Raw genomic sequence first — 14009 nt, forward strand, 5'->3', positions numbered from 1 at the left:
GATTTACTGATAAGACTAAAATACAGGGAGTAGTGGTGTGACCATTAGCATGAAAGCACCCTTATTGACATGTGCAAATTATCAATAGATAGCAGCTTTTCCGAGGTTAGGCTAGCCTCGGAACTGCTATACAAATACTGTGAAACACACAATATAGCTGTAGATTTACAAGGCCAACTTGAATTGATGCTGGTCGAGGCTGTGAACAATGTTGTCGAGCATGCTTATCTTGAAAAAGCAGGCAACCCGATAAATATTGAGCTGGATATGGTTGATCAGCATGCCTTGATGAGGATTACTGACCAAGGCATTGCTGCACCCGGAAGTGTTATGATTGAGGGGTCAGAGCTTCCGAACGTAGCTGATTTGCCAGAAGGCGGTTGGGGTTTATGCCTGATTCAGGCACTTGCTGATAACATTGAATATCATCGTTTTCCAGAACGTAACGTTTTGACGCTAACAAAAAGAACAACCTAGTCGCAAAAATCAGGCCCGGCAAGCCTAAAAAAATAAAAACAAACGGGTAACATCATGGGGTTTTATTTCGATAAATTTGAAAACAGAAAACCAGAACCGCCTTTACCGCATTCGCCAAGTCGCGAACTGCTTTGGCAATATCTGGCCGTTATCAATTTAACATTAGGGGGTTGGTATATTTACTGGCGCTGGACCTCCTCACTCAACTACGAGGCTCTGTGGTACGCCATCCCACTCGTTGTCGCTGAGACCGGAGCATTCATTGGTCTTTGTTTCTTTACATACAATCTCTGGAAAGTTGAGGACACACCCAGACAAGAACCACCCGCCATGCTGAGTGATGTGGTGACGTATGAGCCTCAGCAAGACAGACCCATCAAAGTCGATGTATATTTTCCCAGCTATGATGAAGATCCGGAGCTGGTTCGCCTGAGCTTACAAGATGCACAACGCGTTACCTATCCATCAAGTATTGATATCAAGATTCATGTGTTGGATGACGGTAAGCGTGAGAGTATGAAAAAGGTTGCCGAAGAGGAAGGCGCCAACTACATTACCCGTGACAATAATATTGGCTTTAAAGCCGGTAATCTGCGAAATGCCATGGAGCAGACATCCGGTGATTTCATTGTTATCTGTGATGCAGATACCCGCCCTTTTCCAACGATTCTTGAACATACTTTAGGCTACTTTCGTGATCCTGATGTTGCGTGGGTGCAGACACCACAATGGTTTTTTGACTTACCGGAAGGTCGCTCACTCTCAGAAACGATGGGTAAGTACTTATCAACACCGGGCCGAATGATCGGTGCTGGTATTGAGAAGGTTATCGGTCCGATGCAAATTGGTGAAGACCCGTTTGTGAATGAACCGAAGATGTTTTATGACGTGATTCAACGTCGACGTAACTGGTGTAATGCCTCTTTTTGTTGCGGTGCAGGCTCTATTCACCGCCGCGAAGCCGTCATGGAAGCAGCGCTTAAAACCTATGCTGAGTCTATCGATAAAGAAGTACAAAGCAATTCGGCCGAAATCACAAAGCTAACCGGTGAAACAACACTTGACCCAATCACTGCTGCAGGTTTAAAGCATCAGGTACTACAAGATAACGAGTTCACACCCTATCGATTTCATGTCTCTGAAGACATATACACATCTATTGTGCTGCATGCGGATGAGGGTCGTAACTGGAAGTCCGTCATGCACCCTGAAGTTGAATCAAAAATGCTGTCACCTCAGGATTTACTGAGCTGGACAATTCAGCGCTTTAAATACGCGGGCGGCACATTAGATATCGCTAAAAATGATAATCCGGTATTTCGTAAAGGTATGAGCATGCCGCAACGCATGATGTATGCCACAACGATTTGGTCTTATATTGGCGGCATCTGGAACACTATTTTCTTGTGTGCGCCATTGATTTATTTGTTTACCGCGATTGCTCCGGTACAAGCTTATTCTATGGATTTTTATGCGCATATTTTGCCATTTCTGCTAATGACTGAGCTTGCCTTTATGGTGGGTTGCTGGGGGCTGGCAGGTTATCAATCCAAGGCATCGTATCTGGCATTTTTTCCTAATAATCTCAGAGCAATCTGGACAGTATTAAAAGGCGAAAAGATAAGTTTCCCGGTCACACCGAAAGACAGACAAGAAGGTACATTCCTGCATTTGGTCATTCCACAACTGAGCATCATAGTATTAACCACCATCGGCATTATCTATGCGTGGTGGCAGATCTCAATGGGCCATGTCGGCTTTTCCATCGACGGCGTATTGCTTAACACGTTTTGGGGGATCAACAATATTCTGGCCTTAAGTGGCATCGTGTATGCAGCAGTCTGGAAACCAGACTCAGCGGTACCGGAAGAAAGCCCTGAACCAATACAACAAGAATCAACAATGACTAATTTCTCAGAACACGTAATGACTAAGGGGCAAGCATGAGCTTCAAAAAAAATCTGATACGGGCGCGCAGCCATATCGTCTTTATGCTGGCCTTATTGACGGCATTTGGTATCGTCATCACCATGGAAAATATGGACTTTGAAAATCGGGTGTCTGCCCGCGTGAATATCAAAAATGACACCATCATTGAAATTCCCGAATCGCGCCCACTGACTAGCGAAGAAAGAGAATGGGCTAAAATTGCCTGGCGCTATTTTGAAAATAACACCATTGATGAAACCGGCATGGTTAATTCTGCCCACAAATATAATGCTTCAACCTTGTGGGATACCTCATCCTATCTTATGGGCTTGATTTCGGCAGAACGCCTGGAAATCATCACCAAAGATGAATTCAACGCCCGGGTAGTCAAGCTACTCGATAGCTTAGCGAAAATGCCATTATTTGAGGGTAAACTTCCTAACAAATCATACAATACGATCAGCCTGAAAATGGTTGACTACAAAAACCGCCCTACTGCAGAAGGGATTGGTTGGTCTGCGATCGATATCGGTCGCTTCATGGTGCCTGTTAACGTGTTGGTATGGCACTATCCTGAATTTACCGACCAGGTTCAGCAAGTCGTCAACAGCTGGGACCTTGATGCAATGGTCAAGAAAGGCAGCATGTATGGTGCATTGCGTGAAAATAACAAAACACAGTATCTTCAGGAAGGCCGGCTCGGTTATGAAGAGTATGCTGCAAAGTCATTACAATTGATGGGGTTTGATGTTGCTGAAGCACTGGACTACCAGTCATGGTTGAAATTCATCAAAATCTACGGCATCAACATAGCCACAGATAGCCGGCGACCTGAGGAATTTACTGCGCATAACTACGTGGTGAGTGAGCCATACATTCTTGACGGTATTGAGTTTGGTTGGGACCAGGTATCAAAGCAATTCTCCAACCGTGTGTATGCAGTGCAAAAAGCACGATATGAAGATACGGGTATACTCACCGCAGTGAGTGAAGATAATATCGACCAAGCCCCCTACTTCGTTTACAACACGGTGTTTACCAGTGGAAAGGCGTGGAATGCAATCACAGAAAGTGGCGAAGACGCCAGTGAATTCAAAAGCCTGAGTACTAAGGCTGCTTTTGGCTGGCACGCTCTGTATGAGACTGATTACACTCAGAAGCTCATAGACGCTGCCAGTAAACTTCACGATGTTGAAAAAGGTTGGTACTCAGGACTTTATGAGAAAACGGGAAAACCTAACAAAGCACTGACAGCCAATACTAACGGAATCATTCTGGAGTCATTGGCTTACAAGGCACTTGGCCCTCTTCTTAAGCGCAAGCAGCAAGTCGTGGCTAGCAAATAGTCTTTACCACAAACAGCAACGACGCAACGAAGGCAGCACTAGTGATTAGTGGCTGCCTTTTTTATCGTCTTTTAAGAAATAAACACACTGCCGCCCCATATTTGCTATTATCCGCCTTTAATTCAGAAACATCGCAAAATCTGCACTATGAGACCCGTAATAGCACTCGTTGGCCGTCCAAATGTCGGCAAATCCACTCTTTTCAATCGTGTCACCAAATCGCGTGATGCATTGGTTGCAGATTTCCCCGGCCTAACCCGTGACAGAAAGTACGGTACCGGCGTTATTGGTGAGCGTGATTATCTCATCATTGATACCGGTGGCCTGAGCGGTGATGATGCCGGCATCGATGAATACATGGCGAAACAGACATGGCTGGCCGTTGATGAAGCCAGTATTGTGTTGTTTTTAGTCGATGGTAAGCAAGGCCTGACAGCAGCCGATGAAATGGTTGCCAATCGTCTGCGTCGTGAAGGCAAAGTGGTTTATCTTGCCGTCAACAAAACTGATGCGGTTGACCCTGATCAGGCACTTTCGGAATTTTACGGTTTAGGTTTTGCCGGGATGTTTGCCATCGCTGCCACTCAAGGCCGTGGTGTGACTCAGATGATGAATCTGATTCTCGATGAAGCTCCGGAAGGTGAAGCAGAAGAACTGCCTGATGAAGATGATGACAGTATCCGTATTGCCTTCATTGGCCGACCCAATGTGGGCAAATCAACCCTCATCAATCGTATTATGGGTGAAGAGCGTGTTGTGGCTTATGATAAGCCCGGTACTACCCGTGACAGTATCTTCATCCCTTTCGAACGTGATGAACAAAAATACACGCTCATCGACACTGCCGGTATTCGCAGGCGCGGTAAAATCAACGAGGCTGTCGAAAAGTTCAGCATCGTTAAAACACTACAGGCGATTGAATCTGCGCATGTGGTCATCATGCTTTTAGACGCTCAGGAAACGATTACTGATCAGGACGCCCATCTGCTGGGTATGATACTGGACACGGGTCGGGCACTCGTGGTCGCCATTAATAAGTGGGATGGTTTAGACGCATACCAGCGTGAGCAGATTGAAACAAAACTGGATCTGAAACTGCCGTTTATTGATTTTGCGGACAAGCACTTCATCTCTGCGCTGCATGGAACAGGTGTTGGACATCTGTATCAGTCAGTGCTCGACGCTCATGCCTCGTCAATGATCAAGGTATCTACTCCTCGCCTGACCCGCATGTTAGAAACCGCACTCGCAGAACATCAACCACCGTTAGTTAATGGCTTCAGAATCAAGCTTCGTTACGCTCACCAAGGTGGGAATAATCCGTTTATTGTCATTATTCATGGTAACCAAACCAGTAAAATTCCGGGCAGTTATAAACGCTACCTGATGAATTACTTCAGAATCACACTAAAACTCAAAGGAACCCAGGTTCGTCTCATATTTAAGACTTCTGACAACCCCTTTGAAGGCAACACTAAGAAACGTAATGCGTTGTCACCAAGTCAGCAGTATCGTTTAGATAAAAAAGGCCCTGTCTACAAAAAGAAAAAGGGTAAATAATCAGCACAAATTACTATAAAAAATATTTGTTATCCGGAAACTACAAGGATGAAAGCTATGGCTAACTATCGCACTATTTCGACATTCTTTATGGCAGGCCTGGCACTCGTGCTAAGCGCGCAACTTCAGGCAAAGATGCCTCTGGGAATGAACACTAATGAGGTCACGCCACAGGACGCCAGTGCGCCCTTCATTGACTTGTTTAAGATGTCATTACCATTTGACGAATCTAAGCGCCTGACTAAAGGTTATATCGAATACGATGAGAATGGCTGGCCTAGCAATCTCAAAGGAGGAGTGGCAGGCTCAAATGTTGTTCACTGGATACCTGCCGGCACCATCCCTGATGGTAATTACACAGTGCTGTATGATGGTGAAGGCCAGATTACCTACGGAGATGACGCACGGGCCGTGCACAGCGCGCAGGGGCGTGATGTGGTTCAGGTTCGTGCAGGTGCAGACAAGTGGATCAAGATCACCTTGGTCATTCGAAAGAGTAATCCACAAAACTACATTCGCAATATCCGCTTTTTATTGCCTGGCGGTATCTGTGCAAACAACCCTTTCCAGCGCGTCAACTCAGCAGCGCAGTGTCCCGGTAACTTTCAGTCTTTTGAAAAATACCACCAGCATCTGCTTTTTAACCCTGATTACCTGAACTTCATGCGTCGCTTCAAAGTAATTCGTATGATGAATATCTCAGGCATTACTCGTAACGAAGTGGCCAGCTGGAATGCGCTTCCGCGTATGGAGCAAGCAACTTGGGCTGGTGAAGAAGGACGCCGTGGTGTGCCATTAGAAGTCATGGTAAAACTTGCTAATAAACTCAATGCGACACCTTGGTTTAATATTCCACAAGAAGCAGATGACAATCTGATTCGTAACTATGCGCAGTATGTGAAAAAGCATCTACGTCCGGGCATTAAGCCGTATGTTGAATATACCAATGAAGCTTGGAACAGAGCCTTCTCAAGCGCTCACTACACAAAGGCAATGGGCCTGAAGCAGCGTTTGGATGTTGACCGTGCTCAGGCAGGCCATAAATTTTACGTGAAACGCTCGCTTGAAATCTTTCGGATCTGGCAGCAGGTTTATGGCTCTCACCAACCGTTTACCCGTGTACTGGGTGGCTGGGCTGCCAACCCTCGTCTCACGCCAATATTACTGAGCTACATGAATGCACATCAGCATGTCGATGCGTTTGCGATCGCACCGTACTTCTTTGTGCATGCCCGCAACCTTCATCAGGTTCGCTCAGTACCAGACGTATTTAAAGTCCTTAAAGATCCAAAAAACCCGTACTCTATGGATAATGTCTACAACATGCTCAAGCGACAAAAAGCCGAGACGGATAAATACAAAGTCAAGTTAATCGCTTATGAAGGTGGTCAGCACTTGGCTGATATGGGTGCAAAATCCACCAAGAAAGGAGCTAATCCATTCCTGATTGGTGCCAATCGGGCAAATCCAATGGAAACTTTTTACGTTGAGTTCCTGAACAATTGGAAGCAAATCACGGGTGATCAGTTATTTGTTGCCTTCTCGGCACCCCGTCCACCGCAATGGTTTGGTAGCTGGGGTATCAAGGAACACCTCAATCAACCAGACAGCAAAGCACCGAAATACCGGGCACTTAAGCGATTCTTTTAAGAGAACACTATGACAGCAATAATGTATGGAATTAAGAACTGCGATACGGTCAAAAAAGCACGTAAGTTCTTAGATGCGCGAAATGTTGATTATACCTTTCATGACTTTCGTGAAGATGGTTTAAACACGATACAACTCTCAGCTTGGGCCTCAGAGCTAGGTTGGGAAGCTCTACTGAATAAGCGTAGTACTACCTGGCGAAATCTACCCGATGAAACCAAAGAAAATATTAATGAAGTTCTGGCACTGATGGTCATGGAAGATCAGCCTACTCTGATTAAGCGCCCCGTATTAGAGCTATCAGACCGTGTACTCGTAGGCTTTAGTGATAAAACCTACGCTGAAATCTTTGATTAAACCAAGACCAAACCGGATTATCTATGAATGAAACGCTGGCACTCAGTAAAGCCCTGATTAACCGCAACTCCGTCACTCCAGAAGATGCAGGTTGTCAAAAACTGCTCTGTGACAGACTCGAGCCGTACGGCTTTACTGTTGAAAACATGCGTTTCGAAGAGGTGGATAATATCTGGCTGCGCCGTGGTACTGAAAGGCCACTGCTATGCTTTGCAGGTCATACGGACGTTGTTCCGACTGGCCCTATTACTGACTGGGATAGTGACCCTTTCAATGCTGAAATCAGAGAGGGTTTATTGTACGGCCGTGGTGCTGCCGATATGAAGTCTAGTATTGCCGCATTTACCGTCGCTAGCGAACGTTTCGTAAAAGACTTTCCTGAACACGAAGGGTCTATTGCTTACCTGATCACCAGTGATGAAGAAGGTCCGTCCGTAAATGGCACGGTTAAAGTCATCGAAGCTCTTGAGGCGCGCAATGAGAAGATCGATTGGTGTTTAGTCGGTGAGCCTTCAAGCAAAGATACACTGGGTGATGTTATAAAGAATGGTCGCCGTGGCTCACTCAATGGTTATCTGACGATCTACGGCCAGCAAGGCCATGTCGCCTACCCTCATCTTGCAGATAATCCAATGCACCTCGCTGCGCCAATGCTGGCAGAGTTAGTGGCTATGGAGTGGGACAAGGGTAATGAGTTCTTCCCACCTACCACATTTCAGGTCTCTAATATTAACTCTGGCACGGGCGCAACAAACGTTATTCCGGGACAGGTGGATATTATCTTTAACTTCCGTTTTTCAACTGAAGTCACTGCGGATCAATTAAAGCAACGTGTACAAGACCTATTGGAAAAGCACGGCTTAGACGTTGAATTAAAATGGATACTTTCTGGCGTTCCCTTTTTAACAGCTGAAGGCGAACTGGTTGCTGCTGCAGTTGAATCAATAAAGGAAGTCACCGGTACAGATACGGAGTTATCAACATCTGGTGGAACCTCAGACGGTCGTTTTATTGCGCCTACTGGCGCCCAGGTGCTTGAGCTAGGCCCACGCAATGCTACGATTCATCAGATCAATGAATGTGTTGAAGTGGATGACCTCGAGCCTCTGGAAGAAATCTACTATCGCATTATGAAAAAGCTGTTAGCGTAAACAGCCATTTCAGTCAGACATTAAACCATGGCAAGTGATATTCCTCAGGCAGTTCATACTGCTTAGGATAATCAACATGCACGAAATAAAGTCCCCCGGCAGGGGCGGTAGCGCCTGCCTCACGACGATCTTGCTTAGCTATTAGCTCTGCCACCCAGTCAACTGAGTTTTTTCCCTCACCAACGGTGAATAAGGTTCCTGCAATATTACGCACCATGTGGTATAAAAAAGCATTTGCCTTGACATCCAGATAAATGAAATCGCCCTCTCTACTGACGCCAATATCATGAATCGTTCTAACCGCATGCTTAGCCTGACAACCCGCTGCTCTTAAGCTCGTGAAGTCATGCTCCCCCAACAGATGCTGTGATGCTTGATGCATTAATTCATGATTGAGTTTTTTTCTGGTCCAAGCAACTCGTTTACTAAGAATTGCAGGGCGCGTGTCACGGTTTAACACAATGTAGCGATAGCGCCTTGCGCCTGCTGAAAATCGCGCATGAAAACGATCATCAACAGGTTTAACCCAACGCATTACAGCGGTGTCCGGGAGATTACTATTAGTTCCAAACTGCCAAGCGTCAATACTGCGATCAGACTCACTTTCAAAGTGTATGATTTGGCCAATGCCATGCACGCCAGTATCGGTTCGGCCCGCACAAACTATTTTTACGGGATGGTTAGCCACTCGGGAGATAGCAGCCTCAACATCACCTTGCACAGACGGCGCGTGATCCTGATACTGCCACCCAAAGTAGGCGGATCCATCGTATTCTATGCAGGCTGCGTATTTCATAAGAAATCATTGATAAAAAAAGAGAGCTATTCTAACAGGCCTCAACACAAAAGGCCGAGCAATTGCCCGGCCTTTGTGATACGTCAAACCAAATAATCTTAGCCTGCTTGCTGTAGTAACTCAGCTGCCTCATCACGTTGTGCATCGTTACCTTCCACCATCACTTCTTCAAGTGTGGTTCTGGCACCGTCGACATCACCCATGTCGATGTAAGCACGTGCTAAATCAAGCTTTGTACTGACCTGACTTTCAATCAGATCATCACTGACATCATTATCAACATCAAGGAATGACAAATCATCATCGCCCAACTCATCAAGCACGTCATCTCTTGACTTCTCAGCAACATCGCCTGACATCTTGTAAACACTATTATCAGGTAAAATTTTACCAACACCGCTGTCACTGCCATCCAGAGCCAGATTTAAGCTAGTTGAATCAAAGTCTTGTTTATCTAAGTCTTTCAGAAGGTCATCAGAGCTTTCACCAAGATCTAAGTCCAGATCCGAGAAATCATCCATTTCCAGCAACTCATCAACACTGTCAGCTTCAGGCGCATCAGGAATGACTGCTTTAGCTTCTTCAAGTGAAGTGTCATCTACTTCAAACTCAGTAAAGTCGAATTCCATCTCGCCAATTTCTGAGTCAGCTGTCGCCCCTAAGTCCAGAGAAGGAGCATCCGGAAGCTCAACACTTTCAGAGATATCAAACTCCTCTGGCAACTCAAGACTATCTGCAATATCGGCTTCTGGCACATCTAAAGATGCAGCTGCATCGGCAGTATCATCTGCTGATAACAGGCTATCAAGATCCATATCATCGAAGTCTAAGGTTTCTGCCTGTGTGTCAGCAGCATCAGGAGTAAAGTCATCCAGAGACGGCACCTCATCTGTCAAGCCTGACATTGCATCCTTAGCACTATCACCCAATGCACCTACACCATCTTTGGTATTATCGGCAATCGCTTTACCTGCGGTGATTGCAACACCACCCAGTGCTGCTGCACCTGCGGCTACACCTAATCCACCCATACCTGAGTCAGACTTAGCCTCCTCTATGACTGGTGCTGGTGCGGCTGCCGGAGCAGTATTTTGAATCGCAGCTGCGACGCCCGGACCTGCGAACAAAGGACTTGCAGGAAGCATCTTACGTCCCCAGCCAGACACCTTATCCCAAAGCATTGCTTTGTTAGGCCCCTGTAGTGCCGAGAACTCAGTGGCTGCCTGCTCAAAAGCTTCTTTATTATCAGACGCGTGATAGTTCTCCAGCAGCTTAGCGCGATACTCAAGATTATCAGGTTGTTTCTCGATAGCTTTCTTTAGCTCAACTTCAGCTTGCTCATGAAGCCCATAAACAATATAGACATCAGCCTCTTGCAAAATATCATCATCTTTAGCATCTGCATCAGACGAATCAATCGCTGCTGGTGCGACGGCTGCCGGTGCAATCGGGTCGTCCGCAGTGAGGTCAGCCATTGGATCAGCCTGGAAGTCGTCAACAAACTTATCATCTTCAGGGCTGGCAAACGGATCTGCCGTCGGCTCAATTCTCTGACCTGGATCAGGACGAACATCATCATCAAAACCACTACTACCTGGTGCTAATGACGGATCATCAAAGTCAATCGGGCTATATTCATCGTACTCGTCTTTTGCATTGCGGCGACGTAAGAATAATAAACCACCGATCAATGCCAGCAGTGAACCACCACCAAGTCCCATTACCAGAGGAGAGCTCAGCATATCAAGTATACCGTTATCATCTTCAGGCTGAACAGGTGCTGTCATTGCAGTATCAATCGTCGGCTCATCAACCGGAGACTGGAAGATCTCAGGCGTAGTCGGATCATTGATAATGGCTTCAGCAGGATCTTGAGTACGAAGAATCGTTCCTTCATTCCCCTCTTGTCCCACAATCGTTTGCTCAATCCCATCACCCTGCTCGGCAATTGGATCCACAATATCCGTGGTACTGTCACCGCCAGTCATTGCAGTAGGCTTTCTGCCTAGACTAACCTGTAGCTCAGCAAGCTGCTCATTCTTCAACGTAATCAGGCGATTCTTCTTACGAAGTAATGATTCCAGTTCTGAAACACGTGATTTTAATTCGTTGTTCTCATGCGTTCTGGCGGTGAGTGACTCACTCGCAAGTGTTAGCTGACGGTTCAACGCATCAACTTTGGCCTTACCCACTAAGTTACCACTATCGACGGAACGATCATCTCCAGTCGACCCCAAGACCTCAATTCTTGCCTGACTTGTTGAGTCAGCGCCAGAGGATGGTGTACGACTTGTGGTCGACGCCGTATTTGTATTGTTGTTCGCTTTTGGTTTCGCCGCGACCGCAGCTCTGCGCTCAGCTTTCCACTCAGCAGTTTGACCGCGCACTTCCTGGCGTGCCTGAGTCAGGCTAATACGCTTCGCCTCATTCACCGATGGACGTCTCATCGTCACACCCGCTTTCAGGTTATTGATATTGCGCTTACGGAATGCCGTTGGATTCGCCTCAAACAAGGCCATCATCATTTGCTCAGTGCGCACACCTTGATAGCCTACTTTCTTAGCGATCTTGAATAGTGTATCACCGCTGCGCACGCGATAAGTATTGCTGCTATTTGCACGTGACGCTGCAGCCTGAGACAGTGGAGCGCCCGGACGACGTAAACCATCATTAGCATTTTGTTGTGCTTGCTGCTGACGCAGAGCCTGTTGTTGGCGCTGTGCTTGTTGTTGACGCTGAGCCTGCTGCTGGCGTTGTTGCTGCAGAATAACGCGCTGACGTTGTTGTTGCTGAGCGGTAGTTTGTTGGTTATTAACAGCTGCAGGCTGCTGAGTCGTCGTGCGAACAGGATCAGGTCGTACACCTACTGTATTGCTGGCAATGGATGTACCCGGCTGCATGAGCACCGGTGGATCAAGCAACACTGTGTATTCTTTGAGAAGTTGCCCCTTTGGCCAACTCACTTCCAACAGGAAGTTGATGAAAGGCTCCTGAATTGGCTGACTCGAACTGACCAAGATAACAGGCTTACCATTCTGCACCGTCGAACGGAAGCTCAGACTATTCAAATAATCCGGACGATCAATACCGACCCGACTAAATACTGATGGTGAGGCAACCTTAACTCTAAGGGCAGAGATATCACTACCATTAGTTGAGAGTAGATTTATTTTCGCTTTAAAAGGCTGATTTAGATGCGAGGCAGATTCTATCTCGCCAAGCCCTAATCCAAACGATGCGCCTGGGTAGGAAATAGCTATAACTACAGCTAAACTTAAGGCTTTTTTATTCACTTGTTAATCCCCTTTAGTAGCAATAATGCTCTATCCATTCCGTGCATCCGACAAAATCTAATAATCTTAATGGCGGTGAATTGAATCATGAACCGTGCTCTATTGTTTTTTTATTTATATTCAAGAGTAAATTATGCAATTAAGTTAAATCATTTTCTATGATTTGAACTAGTCAGAAACGTCGCCATCTCCGACCGTGTGTAATTAATAGCAACAATCCTCTGAATCGAACCTTAATAATCGATATTCACTGTCATTATCTGACGAGTGATTGTCATAATGTGACAATTCAGTGTCAGCTTTCAAGTAGTAATGGGACTAAAGGTAATCTCTGATCAAAATTTCTGCTATCTGAATACTATTTAGCGCCGCTCCTTTACGTACATTATCAGCAACAACCCATAGATTCAAACCGTTCGAATGTGACAAGTCTTCCCTAATTCTCCCAACAAATACGGCGTCTTTATTAGCCGCTTCTGTCACCGGTGTTGGATATCCGCCATCAACCATTTCGTCCATAACTGACACACCAGGCGCTGACTGAAGCAATTCCCGTGCCACAGTAGCTGAAATCTTTTCACGTGTTTCTATGTGAATCGCTTCAGAGTGACCAAAAAACACAGGTACTCTGACGGTTGTCGGGTTTACCAGGATCTCATCATCTTCCAGAATTTTCTGGGTTTCCCACACCATTTTCATCTCTTCACGGGTGTAACCATTATCCTGAAACTCATCAATGTGTGGTAACACATTGAATGCAATCTGTTTTCCAAATGTTTTGGTTTTTGCTTCCAGACCATTCAGTAGCTTTGCCGTCTGTGACGCCAACTCCTCTACGCCCTTCTTACCAGCCCCTGACACTGCTTGATAGGTCGCAACGTTAATACGGGTAATCTTCGCCAGATCATGAATTGGCTTTAATGCGACCAACATCTGAATGGTTGAGCAGTTAGGGTTCGCGATGATTCCGCGACTATGATACTCAGCAATAGCATGGGCATTGACTTCAGGCACTACCAACGGCACCTCATAGTCATTTCTGAACTGTGAGGTATTATCAATCACGACACAACCATTCTGAGCAGCGATCGGGGCGTATTCCTCAGAAACCTTCGCACCTGCAGAAAACAAGGCTATTTGTACCTGACTAAAATCGAAGTCGTTTATTTTTTCTACTTTATAATAGGTACCATCAAACTCAACACGACTACCGGCAGAGTTTTCTCCGGCCAACAAAAACAGCTTACCGACAGGAAATTCCCGCTCCGCTAAAATGGACAACATAGCCTCTCCAACCATACCGGTTGCACCGACAATCGCAATATCGTAGTTGTTGTGCATTCAATGTTCCTTAATTTAACTTATGACAATAGACAGCTAGTTATATGATTAGTTTGGAAAACTAGTCCTAACACAGGATTCATTGCTTATCGGTATCAGTCATAAAGAG

At 46.0% G+C, this 14009-nt stretch carries 10 protein-coding genes; 7 read left to right on the forward strand and 3 right to left on the reverse strand.

The window, feature by feature from the left end:
• Window positions 1–69 precede the first annotated feature (69 nt).
• From DKW60_RS17320 to dapE, 7 genes are all read left to right on the forward strand, one after another.
• Complete coding sequence (locus DKW60_RS17320) at window positions 70–477, forward strand: ATP-binding protein (protein ID WP_109838927.1); 408 nt, start codon at window positions 70–72, stop codon at window positions 475–477.
• Between the two features lie 54 nt (window positions 478–531).
• Window positions 532–2424, forward strand: a complete 1893-nt coding sequence (locus DKW60_RS17325; RefSeq protein WP_109838928.1) for a glycosyltransferase family 2 protein — start codon at window positions 532–534, stop codon at window positions 2422–2424.
• Window positions 2421–3752, forward strand: coding sequence for a DUF3131 domain-containing protein (locus tag DKW60_RS17330; RefSeq protein ID WP_109838929.1), 1332 nt, complete (start codon window positions 2421–2423; stop codon window positions 3750–3752). Before DKW60_RS17325 ends, DKW60_RS17330 begins: the two co-directional genes overlap by 4 nt.
• A 147-nt stretch (window positions 3753–3899) precedes the next feature.
• Complete coding sequence (gene der / locus DKW60_RS17335) at window positions 3900–5312, forward strand: ribosome biogenesis GTPase Der (protein WP_109838930.1); 1413 nt, start codon at window positions 3900–3902, stop codon at window positions 5310–5312.
• 57 nt (window positions 5313–5369) lie between these two features.
• A complete protein-coding gene (locus DKW60_RS17340; RefSeq protein ID WP_146203514.1) occupies window positions 5370–6962 on the forward strand; it encodes a hypothetical protein in 1593 nt (530 codons plus the stop codon).
• A gap of 9 nt (window positions 6963–6971) precedes the next feature.
• A complete protein-coding gene (locus DKW60_RS17345; RefSeq protein ID WP_109838932.1) occupies window positions 6972–7319 on the forward strand; it encodes an ArsC family reductase in 348 nt (115 codons plus the stop codon).
• Between the two features lie 23 nt (window positions 7320–7342).
• Window positions 7343–8470: a succinyl-diaminopimelate desuccinylase gene (dapE, locus tag DKW60_RS17350; protein ID WP_109838933.1), complete on the forward strand. Its 1128-nt coding sequence runs from the start codon at window positions 7343–7345 to the stop codon at window positions 8468–8470.
• Between the two features lie 13 nt (window positions 8471–8483).
• Here the strand turns inward: dapE and truA are convergent, their stop codons facing one another.
• From truA to DKW60_RS17365, 3 genes are all read right to left on the reverse strand, one after another.
• A complete protein-coding gene (truA, locus tag DKW60_RS17355) occupies window positions 8484–9266 on the reverse strand; it encodes a tRNA pseudouridine(38-40) synthase TruA (RefSeq protein ID WP_109838934.1) in 783 nt (260 codons plus the stop codon).
• Between the two features lie 98 nt (window positions 9267–9364).
• Complete coding sequence (locus DKW60_RS17360) at window positions 9365–12559, reverse strand: motility hub landmark protein FimV (RefSeq protein ID WP_109838935.1); 3195 nt, start codon at window positions 12557–12559, stop codon at window positions 9365–9367.
• 318 nt (window positions 12560–12877) lie between these two features.
• Window positions 12878–13900, reverse strand: coding sequence for an aspartate-semialdehyde dehydrogenase (locus DKW60_RS17365; protein WP_109838936.1), 1023 nt, complete (start codon window positions 13898–13900; stop codon window positions 12878–12880).
• Window positions 13901–14009: the final 109 nt, after the last annotated feature.

This window comes from Leucothrix pacifica (genome assembly GCF_003172875.1).
Taxonomy (GTDB): Bacteria; Pseudomonadota; Gammaproteobacteria; order Thiotrichales; family Thiotrichaceae; genus Leucothrix; species Leucothrix pacifica.

What these genes read in the sequence shown, in the direction of transcription:
- DKW60_RS17320 (WP_109838927.1), top strand. Translation starts at nt 70, where the DNA reads ATGTGCAAATTATCAATAGATAGCAGCTTTTCCGAGGTTAGGCTAGCC.
- DKW60_RS17365 (WP_109838936.1), bottom strand. Translation starts at nt 13,900, where the DNA reads ATGCACAACAACTACGATATTGCGATTGTCGGTGCAACCGGTATGGTT.
- der (WP_109838930.1), top strand. Translation starts at nt 3,900, where the DNA reads ATGAGACCCGTAATAGCACTCGTTGGCCGTCCAAATGTCGGCAAATCC.
- dapE (WP_109838933.1), top strand. Translation starts at nt 7,343, where the DNA reads ATGAATGAAACGCTGGCACTCAGTAAAGCCCTGATTAACCGCAACTCC.
- DKW60_RS17325 (WP_109838928.1), top strand. Translation starts at nt 532, where the DNA reads ATGGGGTTTTATTTCGATAAATTTGAAAACAGAAAACCAGAACCGCCT.
- truA (WP_109838934.1), bottom strand. Translation starts at nt 9,266, where the DNA reads ATGAAATACGCAGCCTGCATAGAATACGATGGATCCGCCTACTTTGGG.
- DKW60_RS17330 (WP_109838929.1), top strand. Translation starts at nt 2,421, where the DNA reads ATGAGCTTCAAAAAAAATCTGATACGGGCGCGCAGCCATATCGTCTTT.
- DKW60_RS17345 (WP_109838932.1), top strand. Translation starts at nt 6,972, where the DNA reads ATGACAGCAATAATGTATGGAATTAAGAACTGCGATACGGTCAAAAAA.
- DKW60_RS17340 (WP_146203514.1), top strand. Translation starts at nt 5,370, where the DNA reads ATGGCTAACTATCGCACTATTTCGACATTCTTTATGGCAGGCCTGGCA.